The organism is Streptomyces sp. NPDC053076, from assembly GCF_044546845.1.
Taxonomy (GTDB): Bacteria; Actinomycetota; Actinomycetes; order Streptomycetales; family Streptomycetaceae; genus Streptomyces.
On sequence record NZ_JBITZL010000002.1, the window covers coordinates 282,065 to 304,702 of the forward strand.

Annotated in this window: 17 protein-coding genes and 3 pseudogenes; 14 read left to right on the plus strand and 6 right to left on the minus strand. The window is 72.8% G+C overall.

Annotation, left to right across the window (positions count from 1 at the left end; genetic code table 11):
* Positions 1–3 precede the first annotated feature (3 nt).
* The 10 genes and pseudogenes from ACIGYR_RS08550 to ACIGYR_RS08595 all read left to right on the plus strand — a co-directional run bounded on the left by ACIGYR_RS08550 (position 4) and on the right by ACIGYR_RS08595 (position 11,812).
* Positions 4–783 (plus strand): M48 family metallopeptidase, encoded by a 780-nt coding sequence (locus tag ACIGYR_RS08550; protein WP_399596235.1) that lies wholly within the window; start codon positions 4–6, stop codon positions 781–783.
* An 84-nt stretch (positions 784–867) separates the two neighbouring features.
* Positions 868–1,218: pseudogene (locus tag ACIGYR_RS08555) on the plus strand (thiamine pyrophosphate-dependent enzyme); the annotation flags it as partial.
* A gap of 438 nt (positions 1,219–1,656) precedes the next feature.
* Positions 1,657–2,151 carry a sortase gene (locus tag ACIGYR_RS08560; protein ID WP_399596233.1) on the plus strand — a complete coding sequence of 165 codons (495 nt, stop codon included), beginning with the start codon at positions 1,657–1,659 and terminating at the stop codon, positions 2,149–2,151.
* A 200-nt stretch (positions 2,152–2,351) separates the two neighbouring features.
* Entirely contained in the window at positions 2,352–2,927 is a 576-nt protein-coding gene (locus ACIGYR_RS08565; RefSeq protein ID WP_399596537.1) for a class F sortase, read from the plus strand.
* A gap of 274 nt (positions 2,928–3,201) precedes the next feature.
* The gene (locus ACIGYR_RS08570; RefSeq protein WP_399596231.1) at positions 3,202–4,119 is read left to right on the plus strand and encodes a serine hydrolase; all 918 of its coding nucleotides are present in this window, start codon (positions 3,202–3,204) and stop codon (positions 4,117–4,119) included.
* Positions 4,120–4,624: 505 nt separating this feature from the next.
* The gene (locus tag ACIGYR_RS08575; RefSeq protein WP_399596230.1) at positions 4,625–5,557 is read left to right on the plus strand and encodes a serine hydrolase; all 933 of its coding nucleotides are present in this window, start codon (positions 4,625–4,627) and stop codon (positions 5,555–5,557) included.
* Positions 5,558–5,636: 79 nt separating this feature from the next.
* A pseudogene (locus tag ACIGYR_RS08580) lies at positions 5,637–5,768 on the plus strand (esterase-like activity of phytase family protein); the annotation flags it as partial.
* Between the two features lie 287 nt (positions 5,769–6,055).
* The gene (locus ACIGYR_RS08585; protein WP_399596227.1) at positions 6,056–9,775 is read left to right on the plus strand and encodes an ABC transporter ATP-binding protein; all 3,720 of its coding nucleotides are present in this window, start codon (positions 6,056–6,058) and stop codon (positions 9,773–9,775) included.
* A 133-nt stretch (positions 9,776–9,908) separates the two neighbouring features.
* Positions 9,909–10,304, plus strand: coding sequence for a hypothetical protein (locus ACIGYR_RS08590; protein ID WP_391845290.1), 396 nt, complete (start codon positions 9,909–9,911; stop codon positions 10,302–10,304).
* 92 nt (positions 10,305–10,396) lie between these two features.
* Positions 10,397–11,812, plus strand: a complete 1,416-nt coding sequence (locus ACIGYR_RS08595) for a S28 family serine protease (protein ID WP_399596226.1) — start codon at positions 10,397–10,399, stop codon at positions 11,810–11,812.
* A 31-nt stretch (positions 11,813–11,843) separates the two neighbouring features.
* Here ACIGYR_RS08595 and ACIGYR_RS08600 read toward each other — a convergent pair whose 3' ends face one another.
* Positions 11,844–13,733, minus strand: a complete 1,890-nt coding sequence (locus ACIGYR_RS08600; protein WP_399596225.1) for a glycoside hydrolase family 3 protein — start codon at positions 13,731–13,733, stop codon at positions 11,844–11,846.
* A gap of 256 nt (positions 13,734–13,989) precedes the next feature.
* Here ACIGYR_RS08600 and ACIGYR_RS08605 point away from each other — a divergent pair.
* Positions 13,990–14,295: pseudogene (locus ACIGYR_RS08605) on the plus strand (3-phosphoshikimate 1-carboxyvinyltransferase); the annotation flags it as partial.
* Positions 14,296–14,313: 18 nt separating this feature from the next.
* On the opposite strand, the gene ACIGYR_RS08610 reads toward ACIGYR_RS08605, so the two are convergent.
* The 3 genes from ACIGYR_RS08610 to ACIGYR_RS08620 form a co-directional block, all read right to left on the minus strand.
* Positions 14,314–15,561 (minus strand): MFS transporter, encoded by a 1,248-nt coding sequence (locus tag ACIGYR_RS08610; RefSeq protein ID WP_399596224.1) that lies wholly within the window; start codon positions 15,559–15,561, stop codon positions 14,314–14,316.
* Positions 15,562–15,689: 128 nt separating this feature from the next.
* Positions 15,690–16,490, minus strand: a complete 801-nt coding sequence (locus tag ACIGYR_RS08615) for a sugar phosphate isomerase/epimerase family protein (protein WP_391845602.1) — start codon at positions 16,488–16,490, stop codon at positions 15,690–15,692.
* A gap of 130 nt (positions 16,491–16,620) precedes the next feature.
* Positions 16,621–17,667, minus strand: coding sequence for a LacI family DNA-binding transcriptional regulator (locus ACIGYR_RS08620; protein WP_399596222.1), 1,047 nt, complete (start codon positions 17,665–17,667; stop codon positions 16,621–16,623).
* Between the two features lie 284 nt (positions 17,668–17,951).
* Between ACIGYR_RS08620 and ACIGYR_RS08625 the strand changes: the two genes are divergently transcribed.
* From ACIGYR_RS08625 to ACIGYR_RS08635, 3 genes are read left to right on the plus strand one after another with little or no spacing between them, the layout of a single operon-like run.
* Positions 17,952–19,103 (plus strand): Gfo/Idh/MocA family protein, encoded by a 1,152-nt coding sequence (locus ACIGYR_RS08625; RefSeq protein ID WP_399596220.1) that lies wholly within the window; start codon positions 17,952–17,954, stop codon positions 19,101–19,103.
* Positions 19,100–20,251, plus strand: coding sequence for a dihydrodipicolinate synthase family protein (locus ACIGYR_RS08630; protein WP_399596219.1), 1,152 nt, complete (start codon positions 19,100–19,102; stop codon positions 20,249–20,251). The genes ACIGYR_RS08625 and ACIGYR_RS08630 overlap by 4 nt, the downstream gene beginning before the upstream one ends.
* Complete coding sequence (locus ACIGYR_RS08635) at positions 20,248–21,084, plus strand: sugar phosphate isomerase/epimerase family protein (RefSeq protein ID WP_399596218.1); 837 nt, start codon at positions 20,248–20,250, stop codon at positions 21,082–21,084. The genes ACIGYR_RS08630 and ACIGYR_RS08635 overlap by 4 nt, the downstream gene beginning before the upstream one ends.
* Positions 21,085–21,316: 232 nt before the next feature.
* On the opposite strand, the gene rbsD is transcribed toward ACIGYR_RS08635, so the two are convergent.
* Both rbsD and ACIGYR_RS08645 read right to left on the minus strand, forming a co-directional pair.
* Complete coding sequence (gene rbsD / locus ACIGYR_RS08640) at positions 21,317–21,706, minus strand: D-ribose pyranase (protein WP_399596216.1); 390 nt, start codon at positions 21,704–21,706, stop codon at positions 21,317–21,319.
* Positions 21,703–22,605, minus strand: a complete 903-nt coding sequence (locus ACIGYR_RS08645) for a ribokinase (RefSeq protein ID WP_391845309.1) — start codon at positions 22,603–22,605, stop codon at positions 21,703–21,705. The genes rbsD and ACIGYR_RS08645 overlap by 4 nt, the downstream gene beginning before the upstream one ends.
* Positions 22,606–22,638 lie beyond the last annotated feature (33 nt).

The following is a 22,638-nucleotide window of genomic DNA, read 5'->3' on the forward strand; positions in this document are numbered from 1 at the left end:
CGGGTGACCGCGCCTGCCGATCCCTCGACGTACCCCGCCCCCGAATCCCACCTCACTGTGGACGGGCTGTCTCTTCGGGTGTGTGCCAGCGCGCGAAGGAAACGGTTCGCACTGACCGTCGAGACCGACGCGACCCTCACCCTGCACACCCCGGCCGGGCGCTCGACGGCCGAGGCGGAGCAGTTCGTCCGCGCGCACCGGGACTGGCTGCTCACCAAGCGGCGGGAGCGGGAGCGCACGCGCCCGCTCAGCCCCGTCAAGCAGCTCGCCGACGGAGAGGTCTTCCGCTACCTGGGGAGGACGTACCGACTGGCCGTGTCCGGTGAGGAGGGGGTGGGCGGAGGAGTCCGGCTGATCGCGGGGCGCCTCGTCATGGGCCCGGATCTGGCGGCGGAGCCCCAGGCGGGACGGGCGGCGCTGATCGACTGGTACTGCAGGGCCGGCCGGAACTGGACGGGACACCGGCTTCAGCCCTGGGCAGCCCGCATGGGTGTGACCGAGCCGGAATTCGAGGTGCGGGACCTGGGGGACCGGTGGGGTTCTTATCGGCCGCCGCAGGACGCGGCGGGCGCCAAGGGGCTGATGAGTCTCGGGTGGCCGCTCTTCCAGCTGCCCATGCATCTGATCGACTACGTCCTCGCCCACGAACTGGCCCACGTGAAAGTGTCCGGGCACCGGGAGGACTTCTGGCGACTGCTGCGGATCGCGCTGCCCGAGTACGAAGAGCGGCGGGCGGACCTCGACGAGCTGGGGCGGCGGCTCTGGATGGGTGATATTCGGTAGTCCCTGGCTGAACATGATGCATGGACAGGGCGTTCCGGTATAGCAATGGCTGCCATATCGCGTCCCCCTACTCCTACCGCCGTCGACCCGACCCGCCCGGTGCTGGCGGTGTCGGGCGACGGCGGCGCCCTGTACTCGATCGCCGAGCTGGCCACGGCCCGCCAGTACGACCTGAACGTCACCTGGCTGATCGTCGACGACGGCGGCTACGGCATCCTGCGCGAGTACATAACCGACGCGTTCGGCGAGGCGACGGCGACGGAACTGACCCGCCCCGACAATGTGGCGCTGGCCGAGTCCTTCGGGGTGCCGGGGGTGCGTACGACGCCGGAGGCCCTGGAGGCGGACCTGGCGAAGACACTGTCTGCGCCCGGCCCCTCGGTGGTCGTCCTCCCGGCGGTGCTGCGAATGTTCGCCCCGACACATCTGGGCTGACCGAGCGGCGGACCGGCGTGCCGCGAGAGCGCAGGTGACGGCGAGGCCGCGACGGCGACCTCGGCGGCGTCACGGCCGGTCACCCCTCCGGCGAGCCGCGTGGGCCGTGCGGCGGCCGCCACCGGGGTGCCGGTCACGGCACGTCCGTCACGGCGCCGGAGATGCGGGAGCGGCCCCGATGGGCGGTCCAGATCGCGTGGGACCGCCCGGTCGGCTGTCACCGTGATGGGGACGGGGCGGAGGGTGATGCGCATCCGTGATCTCCGCAGGCGGTGACCTGCGCAAGCGGCCGGGACGGGACGCCGCGGCACCTGACCGGGTGACACATCCGGCGCTGCGTCAGGTTGCGGAACTGACGGACTGTCGGTTGCCTCGTGAGCGGAACACAGGAGAGGCGCCGCGCAGACAGGCCGGACACTGTTCCGTTGGAGGAGTCGCATGCGTTACACACACCTGGGTGCGGGGATCGGCCTGGCTCTCAGTGCTCTCGGACTGCAGATCCCGGCCGCTGCCGCCGCCGATGACTCGGATGTCCGTATCGACTCATGGAACGCCCACCCGGGCTCCACGGTCACGGTCAGTACGAGCGCCTGCGACCCCGACGCGGACTACGGAAAGGGCTGGTCCGAGGTGGGTGGAGAGTTTCACCTCTTCGAAGGCGACGAGGAGGGGGAGCTGACCGGCCAGTTCCGGATCCCGGAGGGAGCCAGGCCGGGCAGCAGCGACACCATCACCCTGAAGTGTCCGCCACTGACCCGGCTCACGGAGACGTACAGGGTCACCGGCCGCCCTCCGGCCGGCTCGGTCAGCGCCGGTTTCGGACCGGACGAGGACATGGGCACGGAGCTCGTCCTGGGCGGCGGGCTGCTCGTCACGGCCGCCGCCGGAGGCGTGGTCTGGCTGCGCCGCCGCCCGAACGGCAACCGGACCTGACCGTCCGACCCCGCCGGCGGTCCCGCCCGCCTCGGCCTGTGACCGGCCCCCGAACGGGCTCCCTCCAATGGCCGCGAGGCCCACACCACCCGCTGCGCCGCACCCGCCGTGAAGCAAAGGGCCGCGCGATGGCACCCGGACATCACACCAACGCTCCCCGAGACGCGTTGAGCCCCCTCGGGCTCCTCCTCACCTGCGTGATGACGGCGGGTGCCATGCTGCTCAACGGGGTCCACGACGGGGAGCCGCCGCGACCGTCGGCGGCCCAGGCCTTTTCGGCCTCCGCACACCCCACCAGCCGCACGGTCCGTCCGCTGCCCCCCGCCGATCCGGTCCGGCTCCGGATCGCCGCTATCGGTGTGGACGCCCCGATGACCCGCGTGGGCCTCGACGCGGCAGGTGCGCTACGGCCCCCACCGGCCGGCGGACCCGGCCCCGTCGGCTGGTACGGCGACGGCACGGCTCCCGGCTCGGCGGGAACCGCCGTCGCCACCGGGCATGTGGACACACCCACCGGAGACCCCGGTGTCTTCTACGATCTCGGCACCCTGGCCCGGGGCGCCACCATCGAGATCCGCCGGGCGGACCGGCGGACGGCGGTGTTCGCCGTCCGCGCCGTCGAGCTGTACGACCGGGAGAAGTTCCCCAGCGAGAAGGTCTACGGCGGATCCGGCCGGCCCGAACTCCGCTTGATCACCTGCGGTGGCGGCTACACCAAGCGCACCGGCTACCTGGGCAACGTCGTGGTCTACGCGACGCTGACCGCGGTGACGTAGCCGGACGGACGGACACCGGCCGCCGCCCGCGGACGCCGGCCACCGCGCAGGCGCCGCCGCCCGGGGTCCGCTCAGCCGCCTCCACCCCCCCGTCGCGGAAGCCGTGCGAGCCCCGTCCGGACCCCGCGGGCCGGCGAGGGCCCGGTGAGGCACGTCCCTTTCCCCGAACATGCGTACAACTTTCGGTCCCCCTGGCGAGTCCAGTCAGGCAGCGCATGAGTGCGCTCGACGGCGTTCAGGGGGACGTCCGTACGACATTCAAGGGGGACTTTCCATGACTTCCCGCATACCCGGCCGGGCCGGGGCGCTCGCGGTTGCCGTCAGTGCCGCGCTGGTCATACCGGCCGTCACCGCCGCCACCCCGGCCGCGGCGGTCGCGCCCGCGGTGACCTGTACGTCCGCCAAGGCGGGCCTCGCCGCCAAGCTGAAGAAGGACATCACGGCCGCCCTGGCGAACCGCAAGGGCACCGTCGCCGTCGGTCTGTACGACCGCAGCACCAAGACGACCTGCACCCTGCGTGCCACCAGCGCCTACGACTCGGCCAGCACCGTCAAGGTCACCGTGCTCGCCACGCTGCTGTGGGACGCCAAGAAGCACAACCGGTACCTGACGAGCACCGAGCAGTCGCTCGCCACGGCCATGATCACCCGGTCCGACAACGACGCGACCAGCAAGCTGTGGAAGCAGTTGGGCCTGACGAAGGTCAAGGGCTTCCTGTCCGCCGCCGGGATGACGAAGACCGTGCCGGGCGCGGACGGTTACTGGGGGCTGACCCGGGAGAACGTCACCGACGAGCAGAAGCTGCTCAGGCTCGTCACCGCCAAGAACAGCGTGCTGAGCGACAACTCCCGCTCCTACATACTGAAGTTGATGGGGCAGGTCGTCTCCGACCAGCGCTGGGGCACGCCCGCCGGCGCGCCGTCCTCGGTCGCCGTGCACGTCAAGAACGGCTGGCTGCAGCGCTCGACGCACGGCTGGCGGGTGCACAGCCTGGGCACCTTCAACGGCGCTGGCCACGACTACATGATCACGGTGCTGACGCAGGACAACAGCACCATGGGTTACGGCGTGACCACCATTCAGAACGTCGCCAAGGCCATCCACAAGGACCTGGTGCCGACCACCACCGCCCGCTTCGTCCCGACCACCCAGCCGCGCGAGGCGTTCGTCGCGGTGCCGCCGAAGGGCTGACGCCCGGCCCCCGCGGTGGCCCCCGGCGGGCCCCGCGGCGGCCACCGTGCACCGGTGCCGCTTCCGCGCGATGGCGGCTGGTCGGGCAGACCACGAAGGCCGCTGATCGGCCGGTCGCGAAGGCGGCTGCTCGGCCGGTCGCGTTGGCCGCTGGCCGGCCGGTCGCGAAGGGGGCTGCTCGGCCGGTCGCGAAGGCCGATGGCCGGCCGGTCGCGAAGGCCGATGGCCAGCCGGTCGTGGAAGTCGCTGGCCGGCCGGCACGGTGAGCGCCACGGTGTCGCCGCCGGTGACGGCGAAGGTCCCGGAGTTGCCGGCGGCGACCGTGCCGCCGTGGGCCCCAATCGCGGCTCGACGTCTGCCCGACCCCCCAGGGCCCCCTCAACTCCCTTGCTGCGAACATGTGTACAGCCGTCCGGCCTTCCGTCAGCCGAACCCGCCGGCGCGGGGAAGGCGCCCGACGGCACGTTCGCGGTACGCCCGCACGACGTTCAGGGGGAAGCTCTTCATGACCCGCACGACTCACCGCATACCCGGCCGAGCCGGGGCACTGGCGACCGTCCTCGGCGCGACGCTGCTCCTGCCGGCCGTCGCCGCCACCCCGGCCGCCGCGGCACCCACGCCCGCCGTCAGCTGTACGTCCGCCAAGGCGGGCCTCGCCGCCGAGCTGAGGACGGACATCACCGCGGCGCTCGCGGGCCGCACCGGCACCGTCGCCGTCGGCCTGTACGACCGGTCCACCGACACCACCTGCACGCTGAACGCCACCACGGCCTTCGACTCGGCCAGCACCGTCAAGGTCACCGTGCTCGCCACGCTGCTGTGGGACGCGAAGAAGACCAACCGGTACCTGACCGACGACGAGGCCGCACTCGCCACGGCGATGATCACCCAGTCGGACAACGACGCGACGAGCAAGCTGTGGAAGCAGCTCGGAGTGGCGAAAATCCAGGGTTTCCTCACCGCTGCCGGGATGACGAATACCGTGCCCGGCGCGGACGGTTACTGGGGACTGACCCGGGAGAACGTCACCGACGAGCAGAAGCTGCTCAGGCTCGTCACCGCCAAGAACAGCGTGCTGAGCGACAACTCCCGCTCCTACATACTGAAGTTGATGGGGCAGGTCGTCTCCGACCAGCGCTGGGGTACGCCCGCCGGCGCGCCGTCCTCGGTCGCCGTGCACGTCAAGAACGGCTGGCTGGAGCGCTCCACGCACGGCTGGCGGGTGCACAGCCTGGGCACGTTCAACGGCGCCGGCCACGATTACATGATCACGGTGCTGACGCAGGACAACAGCACGATGGACTACGGCGTGACCACGATCCAGAACGTCGCCAAGGCCATCCACGAGGACCTCGTGCCGACCACGCCGTCCACCAGGCTGTACACCCCGACGAGCAGGCCGGACGAGGCGCCCGTCCCGGTGCCGCCGCGGGGCTGACGCAAGGGCGCACGCGGGCCGGGGCTTCACGGGACGGTCTCCCGGCGGACACCGTCCCGTCCTGCGGTGACGGTCGTGGCTGGACGCCATCGAGGGGATGACGGTCACCGGCCGTGACCACCGGGGCCGCCTGCGGGTCCTCCTGGTGAGCGACGACAACCAGGGCGCGGCACAGGCGACCCGCTTCTCCTGCCTCCGGGTACGACTCTGACCCCCGAGCCGCGGCCCACCCGCAAGCGAGCCGCGGCCCACCTCAAGGGGTCGCGGGGGACGGCGCGACCGGCCAGGACCGCCGTGCGGGCAATCCACACCGGCGGCCCGGCCGTCCCCGCCGAGACCGCGACCGGCCACGACGGCCGTGCGGGGAACGGTGCGACCGGACGGAACGGCACCGCACCCGCCGACCGGCCGTGTCCCGGAATTGTTAACGCGGGATGAAATCCCCCGCCGCGGGTGTTGACGCCTTCCGGATGAGCAGGCCGACAGGAAGGCACCCGCGTGGCACCGCAACGGGGATGGGCAGGACGGCTGGCGAGTTATGCCTGGCGCTATCCCAAGGACGTGATCCTCGCCCTTGGGTCCTCCCTGGCCGGCATGGCCGTACTGGCCGTCGTGCCGCTGATCACCAAGGTGATCATCGATGACGTGGTCGGCGACCACAGCCGCGCCATGACCCCGTGGGCCGGGGCCCTCGTAGGCGCGGCCGTCCTCGTCTACGCCCTCACCTACGTCCGCCGCTTCTACGGCGGCCGGCTCGCCCTGGACGTCCAGCACGACCTGCGCACCGAGATGTACGACACGATCACCCGGCTGGACGGCCGCCGCCAGGACGAGCTGTCCACCGGGCAGGTCGTCGGCCGGGCCACCAGTGACCTCCAGCTGATCCAGGGCCTGCTCTTCATGCTCCCGATGACCATCGGGAACGTCCTGCTCTTCCTGATCTCCCTGGTGATCATGGGCTGGCTGTCGCTGCCGCTGACCCTGGTCGCCCTGGCCGTCGCACCCGCCCTCGGCTGGATCGCCAGGCGCAGCCGCAGCAGGCTGCACCCCGCCACCTGGTACGCCCAGGCCCAGGCCGCCGCGGTCGCCGGAGTGGTCGACGGCGCGGTGAGCGGCGTCCGCGTGGTGAAGGGCTTCGGGCAGGAGGACCAGGAGACCGGCAAGCTGCGCGAGGTCGGCCGCCGCCTCTTCGCGGGCCGCCTGCGCACGATCCGCCTGAACAGCAAGTTCACCCCGGCCCTCCAGGCCGTGCCGGCGCTCGGCCAGGTCGCCATGCTGGCCCTCGGCGGCTGGCTCGCCGTACGCGGTCACATCACGCTCGGCACCTTCGTGGCCTTCTCCACCTACCTGGCCCAGCTGGTCGGCCCGGTCCGGATGCTCGCGATGGTCCTCACCGTCGGCCAGCAGGCCCGCGCCGGCACCGAGCGCGTCCTGGAGCTGATCGACACCGAGCCGACCCTGAGGGACGGCACCAAGGAGCTGCCCGCCGACGCGCCCGCGACGGTCGAGTTCGACGACGTCTCCTTCGGGTACGACCGTGAGCGCCCCGTCCTCGACGGGCTCAGCCTCGAGATCCGCCCCGGCGAGACCCTGGCCGTCGTCGGCTCCTCCGGTTCCGGCAAGTCCACCCTCTCCCTGCTCCTGCCGCGCTTCTACGACGTCGACCGCGGCGCCGTCCTGATCGGCGGCCACGACGTCCGCGAGCTGACCCTGGAGTCGCTCCGGGCCGCGATCGGCCTGGTCCCGGAAGATTCGTTTCTCTTCTCCGACACCGTCCGCAACAACATCGCCTACGGCCGCCCGGACGCCACGCGGGAGGAGATAGAGACAGCTGCCCGCGCCGCCCAGGCGGACCGTTTCATCGCGGAGCTGCCCGACGGCTACGACACCACGGTCGGCGAGCAGGGCCTGACCCTCTCCGGTGGCCAGCGTCAGCGCGTCGCGCTCGCCCGCGCCCTGCTCACCGACCCGCGCCTGCTGGTCCTGGACGACGCCACCTCGGCCGTGGACGCCCGGGTCGAGCACGAGATCCACGAGGCGCTGAAGCAGGTGATGGAGGGCCGCACCACCCTGCTCATCGCCCACCGCCGCTCCACCCTGAACCTCGCCGACCGCATCGCCGTGCTGGACGGCGGCCGGCTCGCCGACCTCGGCACCCACGAGGAACTCCAGGAGCGCTCGCCCCTGTACCGCCGCCTGCTCACCGACCCGGACGAGCTGGGCGGCGTCTCCCCGGGCCACGCCGTCCCGGCCGCGCCGCCGGAGGAGACCTCCGTCCGCGAGGAGCTGGACGCCGAGTTCGACGCCGAGCGGGGCGTGACCCCCCGGCTGTGGACCGGCGACCGTGCGCCGAAGGACCCGGCGCTCGCCGGCACCCCGGCGACCCCGCAGCTCCTCGCCCAGGTCGAGGCGCTGCCACCGGCCACCGAGACCCCGGACGTCGACGAGGACCGCGCGGTCCTGCCCGAGGAGTCCTACGGCCTGCGCCGGCTGCTGCGCGGGTTCGGGCCGCCCCTGCTCGTCAGCCTGCTGCTGGTCGCCGTGGACGCCGGCTCCGGCCTGCTGCTGCCGGTGCTGATCCGGCACGGCATCGACTCCGGTGTCACCAGGATGGCGATCGGCGCGGTGTGGTCGGCCGCCCTGCTCGGCCTGCTGACCGTGGTGGTGCAGTGGGCCGCGCAGATCGGCGAGACCCGGATGACCGGCCGCACCGGCGAACGCGTGCTGTACACGCTGCGGCTGAAGATCTTCGCCCAGCTCCAGCGGCTCGGCCTGGACTACTACGAGCGCGAGCTGACCGGCCGGATCATGACGCGCATGACGACCGACGTCGACGCCTTGTCGACGTTCCTCCAGACGGGCCTGGTCACGGCGTTCGTCTCGGTCGTCACCTTCTTCGGCATCATGGTCGCCCTGCTGGTGCTCGACGTGCAGCTCGCCCTCGTCGTCTTCGTCACCCTGCCCCCGCTGGCCGTGGCCACCTTCTTCTTCCGCCGGGCGAGCGTGAAGGCGTACGAACTGGCCCGTGAGCGGGTCTCGGCGGTGAACGCCGACCTCCAGGAGACCGTGGCCGGACTGCGGATCGTGCAGGCGTTCCGGCGGGAGCGGGACGGCGGCCGGCGGTTCGCCGAGCGCAGCGACGGCTACCGCAGCGCCCGCATCCGCGGCCAGCGGCTGATATCGGTCTACTTCCCGTTCGTGCAGCTGCTGTCCTCGGTCGCCGCGGCGGCCGTGCTGATCGCGGGCGCGGGCCGGGTGGAGGCGGCCACGCTCACCACGGGCGCCCTGGTGGCCTACCTGCTCTACATCGACCTGTTCTTCGCACCCGTCCAGCAGCTCTCCCAGGTCTTCGACGGCTACCAGCAGGCCACGGTCTCGCTGGGCCGCATCCAGGAGCTGCTGCGCGAGCCGACGTCCACGAAGCCCGCCGAGGAGCCCCTCGTCGTGTCGTCGCTGCGCGGGGACATCGCCTTCGAGGACGTGCACTTCGCCTACGGCGCCGAGGAAGAGGCACTGTCCGGCATCGACCTGCGGATACCGGCCGGGCAGACGGTGGCCTTCGTCGGGGAGACGGGCGCCGGCAAGTCCACCCTCGTCAAACTGGTGGCGCGGTTCTACGACCCCACCGCCGGGCGGGTCACGGCCGACGGCACGGATCTGCGCGTCCTGGACCTCACCTCCTACCGGCACCGGCTCGGGGTCGTCCCGCAGGAGGCGTACCTCTTCCCGGGCACCGTCCGCGACGCCATCGCCTACGGCCGCCCCGACGCCACGGACGCCGAGGTGGAGGCCGCGGCCCGGGCGGTCGGCGCGCACGAGATGATCGCCACGCTGGAGGGCGGCTACCTGCACGAGGTCACCGAACGCGGCCGCAACCTCTCGGCGGGCCAGCGCCAGCTGATCGCCCTCGCCCGCGCCGAACTGGTCGACCCGGACATCCTGCTGCTGGACGAGGCCACGGCCGCCCTGGACCTGGCCACCGAGGCACAGGTCAACCAGGCCACCGACCGCCTCGCGGGCCGCCGTACGACGCTGGTGGTGGCCCACCGCCTGACCACCGCGGCCCGCGCGGACCGGGTGGTGGTGATGGACCACGGCCGGGTCGCCGAGGACGGCACCCACGAGGAACTGCTGGCCCGCGGCGGCCGGTACGCCGAGCTGTGGCGGACCTTCGTCGGCGAGGCCGAGCCCGAGGAGCCGGTCGGCGCGTCCCGCTGAGCCTCCGGCGCCGGGTCCGCGCCGGGACCCGGCCGACGTGCCTGCCTGACGGTCGTGCAACCATCCGACACATCCGTGCGTCCGTACATCAGTACGGGCACTGGGGAGCGTGACCGTGACGGGGAGGACGACAATGGGCAGTGGTGGAATACGCCGGCGGCTGGCACTGGGTGCGGCCGTGCTGGCCGCGTCCGGCGCGCTCGCGCTCACGGCGACGGGTACCGCGCAGGCCGCCTCGGCCGCCGGCTGTGCCGGACGCGAGGTGCGGACCCTGCCGTTCAGAACCGGCGTCACCCACGTCTACAAGAGCGGCGACTACGTCTGCGCCGTCACCGTGGCCCGGCACCCCGGCGCCGCCCAGACCATGTCGGTCAGCGTGCAGGCGCGCGGCAACCGGCCCGTCGTCGACAAGGGCCGCTACCGGCACCACGCCGGCCCGGTGACCGTGCACGCCGGCCACCGGTGCGTCTGGATCAAGGGCGCGGTGGGTCCCCGGTACTCGATCAGCTCCGGCTGGATCCTGTGCTGAGGGCGTACGGCGAACCGCTCAATTACCTCTGTTGAGAACGCAGTTGCTGGGATAGCTTCCGGCGCACATCTGTCTCACAGGGGAGAGTGCGCATGCGCAAGGCGCTCAGGTGGCTGCTCGCGTTCACGGTGCTCATCAGCACGTTGAGCACGGCGGCCGGTGCGGCCACCGCCGCCGGGTCCGAGCCCACCGACATCAAGGACCGGCTCCTGTCGATACCCGGCATGAGCCTGATCCAGGAGAAGCCGTACCCCGGCTACCGGTACTTCGTCCTGGACTACACCCAGCCGATCGACCACCGCCATCCCGGCCGGGGCACCTTCCAGCAGCGCATCACCGTGCTGCACAAGGACACGAGCCGCCCCACGGTCTTCTACACCAGCGGCTACAACGTCTCCACCACCCCGTCCCGCAGCGAGCCCACCCGCATCACGGACGGCAACCAGGTCTCCCTGGAATACCGCTACTTCACCCCCTCCCGCCCCCAACCGGCCGACTGGTCCAAGCTCGACATCTGGCAGGCGGCGAGCGACCAGCACCGCGTGTACCAGGCGCTGAAAGCGGTCTACTCCGCCAACTGGCTGGCCACCGGCGGCTCCAAGGGCGGCATGACGGCCACCTACTACGAGCGCTTCTACCCGCGGGACATGGACGGGGTGGTGGCGTACGTGGCCCCCGACGACGTCGTGAACAAGGAGGACTCGGCCTACGACCGCTTCTTCGCCCGGGTCGGCACCGAGGAGTGCCGGGACCGGCTGAACGCCGTGCAGCGGGAGGCGCTGGTGCGCCGGGCGCCACTGGAGAAGAAGTACGCCGAGTACGCCGCCGGGAAGGGCTACACCTTCGACACCGTCGGCAGCCTGGACCGGGCGTACGAGGCGGTCGTCCTCGACTACGTGTGGGGCTTCTGGCAGTACAGCCTGCTCAAGGACTGCGACACGATCCCGGCGGACGCGGCGACGGCCGGCGACGAGGAGATCTGGGCCTCCATCGACACCATCTCCGGCTTCTCCGCCTACACCGACCAGGGCCTCGCGCAGTACACGCCGTACTACTACCAGGCCGGCACCCAGCTGGGCGCGCCGACCATCCACTTCCCGCACATCGACAAGCACCTGGTCCGGTACGGCTACCAGCCGCCGCGCACCTACGTGCCCCGCTCCATCCCGATGCGCTTCCAGCCGGGGGCGATGCGGGACGTGGACACATGGGTACGGCACCACGCCACGCACATGATCTTCGTCTACGGCCAGAACGACCCCTGGGGCGCGGAACGCTTCCACGTCGGCGCGGGCGCCCGCGACTCCTACGTCTTCACCGCACCCGGCCTGAACCACGGCGCGAACGTGGCGGGGCTGGTTCCGGCCCAGAAGGACCTCGCCACGGCCCGCATCCTGAAGTGGGCGGGAGCCACCCCGGCCGCCGTGGCCCAGGCCGAGCCCCTGGCGACGTACGACGCCCGGCTGGACGGCCGGGACGTGGAGCGGGAGCCCGCGCTGCGGCCCTGAACGGGCCGCGGCGGACCGGCCGCCCCGGTCTTCACGAGAGGCCCTGGTACGTCAGCCCGTGTCCGATCGGGTACAGCACCTGTGCCGGGTCGTCCGCGCGCTGCACCGGCACCGGCAGCCTGCCGCGCGGCGCCACCCGGCCGGCGATCACCCGTGCGGCGGCGCGCAGTTCGACGTCCGTCCAGCAGTAGGTGGCCAGGCATGCCTTGGCGGAGGGGAGCTGCGCGACGTCGTACGGGTTGCGGATCGCCACCACGGCCACCGGCTTGCCCATCGCCACGAGGCGCTCCACCAGCATCTGCTGGGAGTTGTTCGCCGTCACGTTGTAGGTGGCGACGATCACCGCGTCCGCGTCCCGCGCGGCCGTGACCGCCTTGTCGACGGTCGCGGCGGAGGGCGCGGTCCCGGTGGACAGGGCCGTGGCCGTGAAGCCCAGTTCGGTGAGGGCGGCGGCCAGGACGCCGGTGGGCGGGCCGGTGGTGCCGGACGGGGAGGCCGGGTCGGCGCCGACGACCAGGAGCCGGCGCTGCCGGCGGCGGTCGAAGGGCAGGACGCCGTCCTCGTTGACCAGCAGGGTCGTGGTGCGTTCGGCGATGCGGTCGGCGGTGGCCAGATGGGACGTGGTTCCCACCGTGCGGTCGACGGCCGCCGGACTCGCCCAGGGGTGGTCGAGCACATTGCGCCGGGCCTTCAGGCGCAGAATGCGCAGGATCGATTCGTCCAGCCGGGCCTCGGTCAGCTCGCCGTCCTGGACGGCCTTCAGCACCGCGTTCCAGGCGACGTCCAGCGACGGCGGGTTGAGCAGCTGGTCCACGCCGGCCTTGAGCGCGAGCACCGGCACCCGGTCGTCGCCGTACTTCGTGCGCACGCCCTGCATCCCGAGGGAGTCGGTGATGACGACGCCGTCGTAGCCGAGTTCGCCGCGCAGGATGCCGGTGAGGATCGGCTGGGAGAGGGTGGCCGGGTCGCCGGAGTCGTCCAGCGCCGGGAACTGGATGTGCGCGGTCATGATCGAGTCGATGCCCGCCCGGATCGCGGCCCGGAACGGCACCGCGTCCAGCTTCTCCCACAGTTCCCGGCTGTGGGTGATGACCGGGAAGCCGTAGTGGCTGTCGACGGCGGTGTCACCGTGGCCGGGGAAGTGCTTGGCGGTCGCCGCGACCCACGACGCCTGATAACCCTTCACCTCGGCGGCCACCAGCCCGGCGACCGCCTCCGGGTCGGCACCGAAGGACCGTACGCCGATCACCGGGTTGGCCGGGTTGACGTTCACGTCGGCGTCGGGGGAGTAGTCCTGGTTGATGCCCATCGCGCGCAGCTCGGCCCCGGAGATCCGGCCGAGGGCGCGGGCGTCGGAGCGGGAGCGGCCGGCGCCGATCGCCATCGCGCCGGGGAAGAGGGTGGCGGGCGCGCCGACCCGGCACACCGCGCCGTGCTCCTGGTCGGTGGCGATGAGCACCGGCAGGCCGCGCGGCTGGTCCAGCGAGACCTGCTGGATGCCGTTGGACAGGTCGGCGATCTGGTGCGGGTCGCGGGTGTTGTGCGCCCAGGTGAAGTAGATGATCCCGCCGACCCGGTACTTCGCGATCAGCTCGGCGGCGGTGCGGACGCCGATCTCCTTCAGGTTGGCGTCGATGTCCGCCTGGTCCGGAGCGGTGGCGGAATGGCCGTAGACCCGCATCACGAAGAGCTGGCCGACCTTCTCCTCCAGCGTCATACGGGAGATCAGGGCGCGCAGCCGGCGTTCGTCGTCGGCGCTGCGGGTGGCGGCGTGGGCGGTCGTCGGTACGGTCAGTGCGGCGGTGAGGCCCGCGGTCGCGGCGAGGACGGCGCGTCTGGACGGCCGTGCGGTGTGTCCCGTGCTGCCCGTGCCGGCATCGCTTCCCGTGCCGGTGTCGCTTCCCGTGCTGGTGTCGTGCACGTGCGCTCCTTCCAGAGGAGAACCGCTGAAGGAAACTTCCGAGGAGTCACCAATATCCGGGAAGTTTCTTTCCGTCAAGGGAATGCACAGTAACCAGGAAGCGGCCCCCGGCCGGGTATTCACGGGGGGCGCGTCCAGCTCCTGGACATCCGGGACCGGGGCGCGGACGAGCCGTCGTCATGCGGCCATGCCCGCAGTCGACATCCCCGGTTCCAGGTCCATCACCGCCCGCGCGCTCTGCCTCGCCGCCGCGGCCGACGGGGTCCGCATCGAGGACGTCGGCAACACCCGGGTGAAGGAGTGCGACCGTCTTCAGGCGTGCGCGGACAACCTCCGGCGGCTCGGTGTGGCGGTCATGACCGGCCCCGACCGGATCGAGATCCACCCGGGCGCGCCCGCACCGGACGTGCAGATCAAGTCCTTCGGCGACCACCGCGTCGTGATGTCCTTCGCCGTGACCGGCCTGCGCACACCCGGCCTGACGTACGACGACCCCGGCTGCGTGCGCAAGACGTTCCCCGGCTTCCACGAGGCGTTCGCGGCGCTGCCCGCCACCGGCTGACGGTGGGCGGTGGGCCGCTCACGGTCCGCCCGGCTCGGTGGCGGGCCCGCCTCCCGCGCGCAGCTCCGGCGTCGTCGCGGCCACCCCGGCGACCGCCAGCACGCACAGCACCCCGCCGGTGACCAGGGCGGTCACCCCGGACGTCCAGCCCGCGAGCAGACCGCCGCGCGCATTGCCCAGGCTCGGGCCCGCCTGGCCGACGATCTGCTCGGCCGCGGTGACCCGGCCGAGCAGCGCGTCCGGGGTGCGGGTCTGCACGAGTGTGGAGCGGGAGACCACCGCCGTGGCGTCCGCCGCCCCGGCGACCACCAGCAGCGCGAGACCGGTCCAGGGGCCGGCGGAGAGACCGAGGAGGACCAGGGCCGTGCCCCAGGTGGCGGACGCGCACAGCATCACCCGGCCCGGCCGGCCGAGCCGGATCAGCGCGCCGGACAGCCCGGTCGCCACGACCCCGCCCACCGCGAGCGCCGACAGGAACAGGCCGAGGGTGCGCGGGTCACCGCCGAATCGTTCGGCGTTGACCAGCGGGAACAGGCTCACCGGGAACGACAGCACGGTGACGGCGAGATCGGTGATCAGCGCGCCCCGCACCACCCGGTGCCCGGCCAGGAACCGCAGCCCGTCCAGCACCCCGTGCAGCCCCGCCCGCGACGGCTCGCCCTCGGGCGGCAGCGCGGGCAGCCCGAAGGCGCCGTAGAAGGCGAGGCCGAAGCTGAGGGCGTCCAGCAGGTAGCACACACCGATGCCGAACCAGCCCAGCAGCACACCGGCCAGCGCGGGCCCGAGCAGCATCATCGACTGGCCGGCCACCTGTTGCAGCGCCAGACCGGCGGCCACCTGCTCCTTGGGCAGCAGACGCGGCAGGAACACCCCGGCGGCCGGCCCGCCGAGCGCGCCGAAGGCCGACTGCACGGCGACGAGCAGCAGTATCCCGGCCGCCGGCACGTGCCCGGTGAAACCCTGCACCGCGAGCAGCAGGGAGCAGGCCGCCTGGCCGACGGTGGCCGCGAGGAAGACCCGCCGCCGGTCGGCCCGGTCCGCCCACGCCCCGGCGAACAGGCCGAACACCACCAGGGGCAGGGCCTGCGCGAGCCCGACCGCACCGGTCCAGGCGGTGCTGTGGGTCATGTCCCACACCTGGTACATGACCGTCACCATGGTCATGAACCCGCCGAGCACGGACACGGTCCGCCCGATCAGCAGCCGCCGGAACAGGGGCGAGGTGCGCAGCGGACGTACGTCGACGAGCGAGCGGGTGAGGCTCATGAGCGGAAGCGGGCGCACGGCACCGGCGGCTGGATCACCGGGGGAGGCTAACCGGGTACCGAAGCCCCGGCCAGCGAATTAGCCGCCCGCGCGCCCGCGCCCGGCCGCGACGGACCCGGCCGGGCGGACTACGACGCTTCGCCCAGCACCCTCAGCAGGTGTTCCCGGCCCCCGTCCAGCAGTCCCGGAAGCGGTGCGGCCGACTCGTACCAGCGCTTCTCGTACTCCCAGCACAGCCAGCCGTCCCAGTTGTGCCGGGACAGGACGTCCACGCACTCGGTGAGGGGCAGCACCCCGCTGCCGAGCGGCAGCGGGGTGGTGTCCTCGGCGGAGGCGATGTCCTTGACCTGGACGTAGCCCAGGTGCGGGGCGAGGGCCGCGTAGCTGTCCGAGGGCTGCTCGCCGCCCAGCCAGGTGTGCATGACGTCCCACAGCGCGCCCACCTGCCGGTGCCCGACCGGGCCGAGGATCCGGATCGCGTCGGCGCCGGTGCGGTGCGAGTCGTGGGTCTCCAGCAGGATCCGGACGCCGAGCGCGGAGGCGTCCTCGGCGGCGGTGCCGAGCCGCCGGGCGGCGATCGCGTCCGACTCCTCGCGGGGCCGGTCCGGGTCGGCGCCGGGGAAGACCCGGACGAAGGGCGCGCCCAGGTCGTGGGCGAGCCGGAGGAGGTCCCGGAGCTCCGCCAGCACGGGCGCGTCCTCGCCCGGGGCGGCGACGCGCGCGTACCCGGCGAGGCCGAGCACCTCGATGCCCGCGCCCCGGAACAGGGCCGCGACCTCCGCCCGTTGGGCGGGGGACAGGCCCGGGTGCACGGGCTCCTCCGGATGGGCGCGCAGTTCGACCCCGTGATAACCGTGCGCGGCCGCGAGGGCCAGGACATCCGGGACGGGCAGCCCGGGGACACCGAGAGTGGAGAACGCCAGCTTCATGGGCACGGAAAGTACCCCTCAGTCGCCGGGTCCATGCAATTCCGGCGGCCGGCCCTGGCCGACGGTCCTGGAAGCAGCCACGCGTCCGTGGCCAGGCCATGCGTCCGTGGTCAGGTCCGCGCGTCCGTGGTCAGGCTCGGGGGACCCCGGTGGAGGCTCGCACCATCAACTCGCCGCGCACCGAGGCGATCCCCCCGGGCGGGGGTTCCTCGCGGCCCGTCGCGATGCGGCCGGCCCGTGCCCCGGCCTCCGCCAGCGGCAGCCGGACCGTCGTCAGGGACGGCACCGCGTCGATGCTGAAGGGCAGGTCGTCGAAGCCGGCGACCGACACGTCCGCGGGGACGCGCAGCCCGGACTCGCGCAGGGCGGCGCAGGCGCCGAGGGCCACGGAGTCGTTCGCGGCCACGATCGCCGTCAGGGAGGGATCGCGGCGCAGCAGTTCCAGCGTGGCCTCGTAGCCGGACTGCCGGTCGTAGCGGCCGTACACGGTCCAGCCGGGGTGCTCCTCGATGCCGGCCGCGGCCAGGGCCGCGCGGTGGCCCTCCAGCCGGTGCCGGGTGGTCGTCCGTTCCCCGGGGCCGGCGATGTAGCCGAGCCGGCGGTGGCCGAGGCCGATCAGATGGCCGGTGAGGGCGCGGGCCCCGCCCCGGTTCTCGAAGGTCAGCGCGATGGCGTGGGTGTCCGGCGCCGGCGGGCGCCCGCACAGCACCACCCGGGTCCCGGCCTCCGACAGCTTCCGCAGTTTCGCCGCGACGGCCGCCGCGTGCGGCGCGCGCTCCACGGCCCCGCCGGTCAGTACCACGGCCGCGGCCCGCTGCCGCTGGAGCAGGGTGAGATACGTCAGCTCGCGCTCGGGAGAGCCGCCGGTGTTGCAGACGACCGCCAGGCGTTCCCCGCCCGCACGCCCGCCCGGTCCGCCGATCTCGGCCTGGATCGCGCTCGCCATGATCCCGAAGAAGGGGTCGGCGATGTCGTTGACGAGGATGCCGACCAGGTCGGAGGTGGCCGCGGCGAGCGCGCTGGCCGGACCGTTGAGGACGTAGTCCAGTTCGTCCACGGCCCGCAGCACCCGCTCGCGCGTGGTGGCGGCCACCGGGTAGTTGCCGTTCAGCACGCGCGACACCGTCGCGGGGGAGACCTGGGCGCGGGCCGCCACGTCCGCCAGGGTCACCGTCATCTCGTCGTCCTCCGGTCGCGCATCTCGTCGTACGTCCTCGCAGCCAGCCGGTACGTCTCGTAGACAGCTGGTACGCCCTCGTAGACAGCCAGGCAGGGGTCCTGGTTCCGAGCAGACCTTAAGGCCACGGGCCCGGGTTGTTCGCCCCCTCGAACAACTCGAAGCGGACACGGTCTTGTACGGACCGCGTCCGGAGGCTAGCTTCGCCCGGAGACAGCAAGCGCTTGCTGTGCGAGGGGCGCGGCCACGGAACGGGGCGCCCGGCGCCCGCGAAGGGGACTGACGTGACACGCAAGACGGTGCGTATCGCCATGAACGGCGTGACCGGGCGCATGGGCTACCGCCAGCACCTCGTCCGGTCGATCCTCGCCCTGCGCGATCAGGGCGGCCTCGACCTCGGCGACGGCACCGTGCTCTGGCCCGAGCCGATCCTCCTCGGCCGCCGCGAGCACGCCCTGCGCGAGATCGCCGAGCGGCACGGCCTCGACCACGTCTGCACCGACGTGGACGCCGTCCTCGCCGACCGCTCCGTCGACATCTACTTCGACTCCCAGGTCACCTCCGCCCGCGAGGAGGCCCTCACCAGGGCGATCACGGCCGGCAAGCACGTCTACACCGAGAAGCCCACCGCCACCGGCCTCGACGGAGCCCTCGCCCTCGCCCGCCTCGCCCACGACAAGGGCGTCAGGCACGGCGTCGTCCAGGACAAGATCTTCCTGCCGGGCCTGCTGAAGCTGAAGCGGCTCGTCGACGACGGCTTCTTCGGCCGCGTCCTGTCCGTGCGGGGCGAGTTCGGCTACTGGGTCTTCGAGGGCGACCGGCAGCCCGCCCAGCGCCCGTCCTGGAACTACCGTGCCGAGGAAGGCGGTGGCATCGTCGTCGACATGTTCCCGCACTGGGAATACGTGCTCCGCGAACTGTTCGGCCGCGTGACGGCCGTCCAGGCCCTGGCCACCACCCACATCCCGCGGCGCTGGGACGAACGGGGCCAGTCCTATGACGCCACCGCCGACGACGCCGCCTACGGCATCTTCGAACTGGAGGGCGGCGCCGTCGCCCAGATCAACTCCTCCTGGGCCGTGCGCGTCCACCGCGACGAGCTGGTGGAGTTCCAGGTCGACGGCACGGAGGGATCGGCCGTGGCCGGTCTGCGCGGCTGCCGCGCGCAGCACCGCGGCACCACGCCCAAGCCCGTGTGGAACCCGGACGTCCCCATCACCGAGGTCTTCCGCGACCAGTGGCAGGAGGTGCCCGACAACGCCGAGTTCGACAACGGCTTCAAGGCCCAGTGGGAGCTGTTCCTCAAGCACGTCTACGCCGACGCCCCCTATCACTGGGACCTGCTGGCCGGCGCCCGCGGCGTGCAGCTCGCCGAACTGGGCCTGAGGTCCTCCGCCGAGGGCCGCCGCATCGACGTACCGGAGATCGCGCTGTGACCGTCCGGCTGCCCGCCGCCGACCGCACCGTGCGGACGTACCGGCCGCGCACCCGGCCGCTCGCCGTCACCCCCGGCACCCCCTTCACCTCCCGCACGCTCTACTCGGCGGCCCACGTCGTCGCCGACCCGTACGCGGACGTCTCGCCCGACTCGCCCGCCGCCGTCGACTGGGACGCCACCCTCGCCTTCCGCCGCCATCTGTGGTCCCACGGCCTGGGCGTGGCCGAGGCGATGGACACCGCCCAGCGGGGCATGGGCCTGGACTGGGCGGCCGCGGCCGAACTGATCCGGCGCAGCGCGACGGAGGCGCGTGGCGTGGGCGGCCGGATCGCCTGCGGAGTCGGCACCGACCAGCTCACCGGCGGCACGCTCACCGAGATCCGCGCGGCCTACGAGGAACAGCTCGCCGTGGTCGAGGAGGCGGGCGCCCAGGCCGTCCTCATGGCGTCCAGGGCGCTGGCCGCCACCGCCACCGGCCCCGAGGACTACCTGGAGATCTACGGCCACCTCCTGCGCCAGGCCGCCGGACCGGTGATCCTGCACTGGCTGGGCCCGATGTTCGACCCGGCCCTGGAGGGTTACTGGGGCTCGGCCGATCCGGACGCGGCCACCGGCACCTTCCTGGAGGTCGTCGCCGCGCACCCCGGCAAGGTCGACGGCGTCAAGATCTCCCTGCTGGACGCACGGCGCGAGATCGACCTCAGGCGCCGGCTGCCGCGGGGCGTGCGCTGCTACACGGGCGACGACTTCGGCTACCCCGAGCTGATCGCGGGCGACGGCAACGGTTTCAGCCATGCCCTGCTCGGCGTCTTCGACCCGCTGGGCCCGCTCGCGGCGCAGGCGGTACGGGTCCTGGACACCGGTGACGTCAAGGGCTTCCGTGAACTCCTCGACCCCACCGTGGAGCTGTCCCGGCACCTCTTCCAGCCGCCCACCCGCTTCTACAAGACGGGGGTCGTCCTCCTCGCCTGGCTCGCGGGCCACCAGTCGCACTTCGCCATGGTCGGCGGCCTCCAGTCGGCCCGCTCCCTCCCGCACCTCGCCCGCGCCTACGAACTCGCCGACCGCCTGGGCCTGTTCCCGGACCCCGAGCTGGCCGAGAAAAGGATCAGGAACCTTCTGTCGCTGTACGGGGTGGAGCAATGACCGATCTGGCGCGCTTGAGCATCAACCAGATGACCGTGAAGCAGCTGTCGCTGCCCGAACTGGCCGACGCGTGCGCCGCGCTGGGTATCGGGCAGGTCGGCCTGTGGCGTGAGCCGGTGCGGGCGTTCGGCGTCGCGGAGACGGCGAAGCTGGTCCGCGACGCCGGCCTGGCGGTGACGACCCTGTGCCGCGGCGGTTTCCTCACGGCCCTCGGCCCGGAGGAACGCGCGGCGGCCCTGGCCGACAACCGCCGCGCGGTCGACGAGGCGGCCACGCTCGGCACGGACACCCTGGTCCTGGTGGCGGGTGGCCTCCCGCCCGGCGCCAAGGACCTGCGGGCGGCCCGGGAACGCGTCGCCGACGCCCTGACCGAACTGGCCCCCTACGCCGAGGACCGCGGCGTACGCCTCGCCATCGAGGCCCTGCACCCCATGTACGCCGCCGACCGCTGTGTGGTCTCCACCCTCGCTCAGGCCCTGGACCTCGCCGAACGCTTTCCCGCTCACCAGGTCGGGGTGACCGTGGACACGTACCACGTCTGGTGGGACGACCGGGCCCCCGCCCAGATCGCCCGCGCGGGCGCGACGGGCCGTATCCACTCCTTCCAGCTCGCCGACTGGACCACCCCCCTCCCCGAGGGCGCCCTGACCGGCCGCGGCCGGCTCGGCGACGGAGCGATCGACATGCGGGAGTGGAAGGGGTACGTGGAGGCGGCCGGTTACACCGGCCCCATCGAGGTCGAGCTGTTCAACGAGCGGCTGTGGGCCCGGGACGGGCGGGAGGTGCTGGCGGAGACGGCCGAGCGGTTCGTGGAGCACGTGATCCGCCGGTGATCCGCCGGCGCGCGAAAAATCTTGGAAGGCCGTGCAACCCTTCCCGCGTCTTTCGTGTCGTATCTGTCGTCGGAACCACGGGGGACCCTGGGGGGGTCGGGTTCCGACCGGGGTGGGGAAAGCCGAGGGGGCGTGTCAGGCCGACGGGCCGGAGGCGCCCCCTCGAAACGTCCGGAGCGCCGGGAGGACCAGGGTCTTTCGTCGGGATCAGCCCGGCGTGATCCGACGAGACCTAGAAGAACACCCCGCAGCGCAGCAGCACGTTCGCGTACGGACGGGCCTCGCCGGTGCGGACCACCAGCCGTGCGCCCGCCGACAGTTCCTTGAGCCGCTCGTGCGGGACGAGGGCCAGGTCCGGGAAGCGGCCCTGGAGCAGTGCCGTCGCCGCGGGATTGGCCGCCCGTATCTCCTCCGCCGCCGTGGCGCCCTCCACCACCAGTTCGGCCAGCAGGCCGTCCAGCACCTCGGCGAAGGAGGGCACACCGGCGCGGAAGGCGAGGTCCACCACCCGGGGGCCGTCGGGTATCGGCATACCCGCGTCACAGACCAGCACCTCGTGCCCGTGACCCAGTCCGGCCAGCGCCCCGGCGAGACGGCGGTTGAGGATCCCCGCCCTCTTCACAGCGCGTCGACCTCCTCCGCCGTCGGGTACGACTCCTGCGCGCCCCGCTTCGTCACGGCCGCCGCACCCACCCGGGCCGCGTGGGCCGCCGCCTCGGCCAAGGCGGCACCCGCGCCCAGTTTCCAGGCCAGGGCGGCCGTGAACGCGTCCCCGGCCCCCGTCGTGTCCACCGCGTCCACCTTCACCGACGGCACCCGGGTCACGCCCGAGCCGTCGCACACCAGCGCCCCCCGCGCGCCCAGCGTCACCACCACCGAGCGCGGACCCCTGGCCAGCAGCAGCCGAGCCCAGTCCGCGGGTTCCCCGCTCACGCGGGCGGCACCGAGGATCACCCGCGCCTCGTGCTCGTTCACGATCAGCGGATCGCAGGCCGCCAGCACCTCCGCGGGCAGCTCACGCGGCGGGGACGGGTTCAGCACGAACCGGCTGCCCGGCGCCAGGTTCCGCACCACCTCCACGACCGTCTCCAGCGGGATCTCCAGCTGCGCCGACACCACCCGCGAGGCGTGGAAGAGGCTCGTGGCCGCCCGGACGTCCGCGGGCCGCAGCCGGGAGTTGGCGCCCGGAGACACCACGATGCTGTTGTCGCCCTCAGGGTCGACGGTGATGAGCGCGACACCCGTCGGGGCGCCCCCCACCAGCACGCCCACCGTGTCGACCCCGGCCGCGCGCAGCGAGTCGAGCAGCAGCCGGCCGTGGCCGTCGTCGCCGATCCGTGCCAGCAGGGCCGTCCGCGCGTCCAGCCGGGCGGCGGCGACCGCCTGGTTGGCGCCCTTGCCACCCGGGTGCACGGCCAGGTCGCCGCCGAGCACCGTCTCGCCGGCGGCCGGCCGCCGCTCGACGTCGATCACCAGGTCGGCGTTGGCCGATCCCACGACCAAGAGGTCGTAGTCGTACATCAGTTGACTCCCCTGAGAGATGACGGCAGGCGG

Excerpts from the sequence above, each read along its gene's own strand:
- ACIGYR_RS08575 (WP_399596230.1), top strand. The coding sequence starts at position 4,625 with ATGACCCGCACGACTCACCGCATACCCGGCCGAGCCGGGGCACTGGCG.
- ACIGYR_RS08570 (WP_399596231.1), top strand. The coding sequence starts at position 3,202 with ATGACTTCCCGCATACCCGGCCGGGCCGGGGCGCTCGCGGTTGCCGTC.
- ACIGYR_RS08620 (WP_399596222.1), bottom strand. The coding sequence starts at position 17,667 with ATGACGGTGACCCTGGCGGACGTGGCGGCCCGCGCCCAGGTCTCCCCC.
- ACIGYR_RS08615 (WP_391845602.1), bottom strand. The coding sequence starts at position 16,490 with ATGAAGCTGGCGTTCTCCACTCTCGGTGTCCCCGGGCTGCCCGTCCCG.
- ACIGYR_RS08610 (WP_399596224.1), bottom strand. The coding sequence starts at position 15,561 with ATGAGCCTCACCCGCTCGCTCGTCGACGTACGTCCGCTGCGCACCTCG.
- ACIGYR_RS08635 (WP_399596218.1), top strand. The coding sequence starts at position 20,248 with ATGACCGATCTGGCGCGCTTGAGCATCAACCAGATGACCGTGAAGCAG.
- ACIGYR_RS08645 (WP_391845309.1), bottom strand. The coding sequence starts at position 22,605 with ATGTACGACTACGACCTCTTGGTCGTGGGATCGGCCAACGCCGACCTG.
- ACIGYR_RS08590 (WP_391845290.1), top strand. The coding sequence starts at position 9,909 with ATGGGCAGTGGTGGAATACGCCGGCGGCTGGCACTGGGTGCGGCCGTG.
- ACIGYR_RS08565 (WP_399596537.1), top strand. The coding sequence starts at position 2,352 with ATGACGGCGGGTGCCATGCTGCTCAACGGGGTCCACGACGGGGAGCCG.
- ACIGYR_RS08560 (WP_399596233.1), top strand. The coding sequence starts at position 1,657 with ATGCGTTACACACACCTGGGTGCGGGGATCGGCCTGGCTCTCAGTGCT.
- ACIGYR_RS08595 (WP_399596226.1), top strand. The coding sequence starts at position 10,397 with ATGCGCAAGGCGCTCAGGTGGCTGCTCGCGTTCACGGTGCTCATCAGC.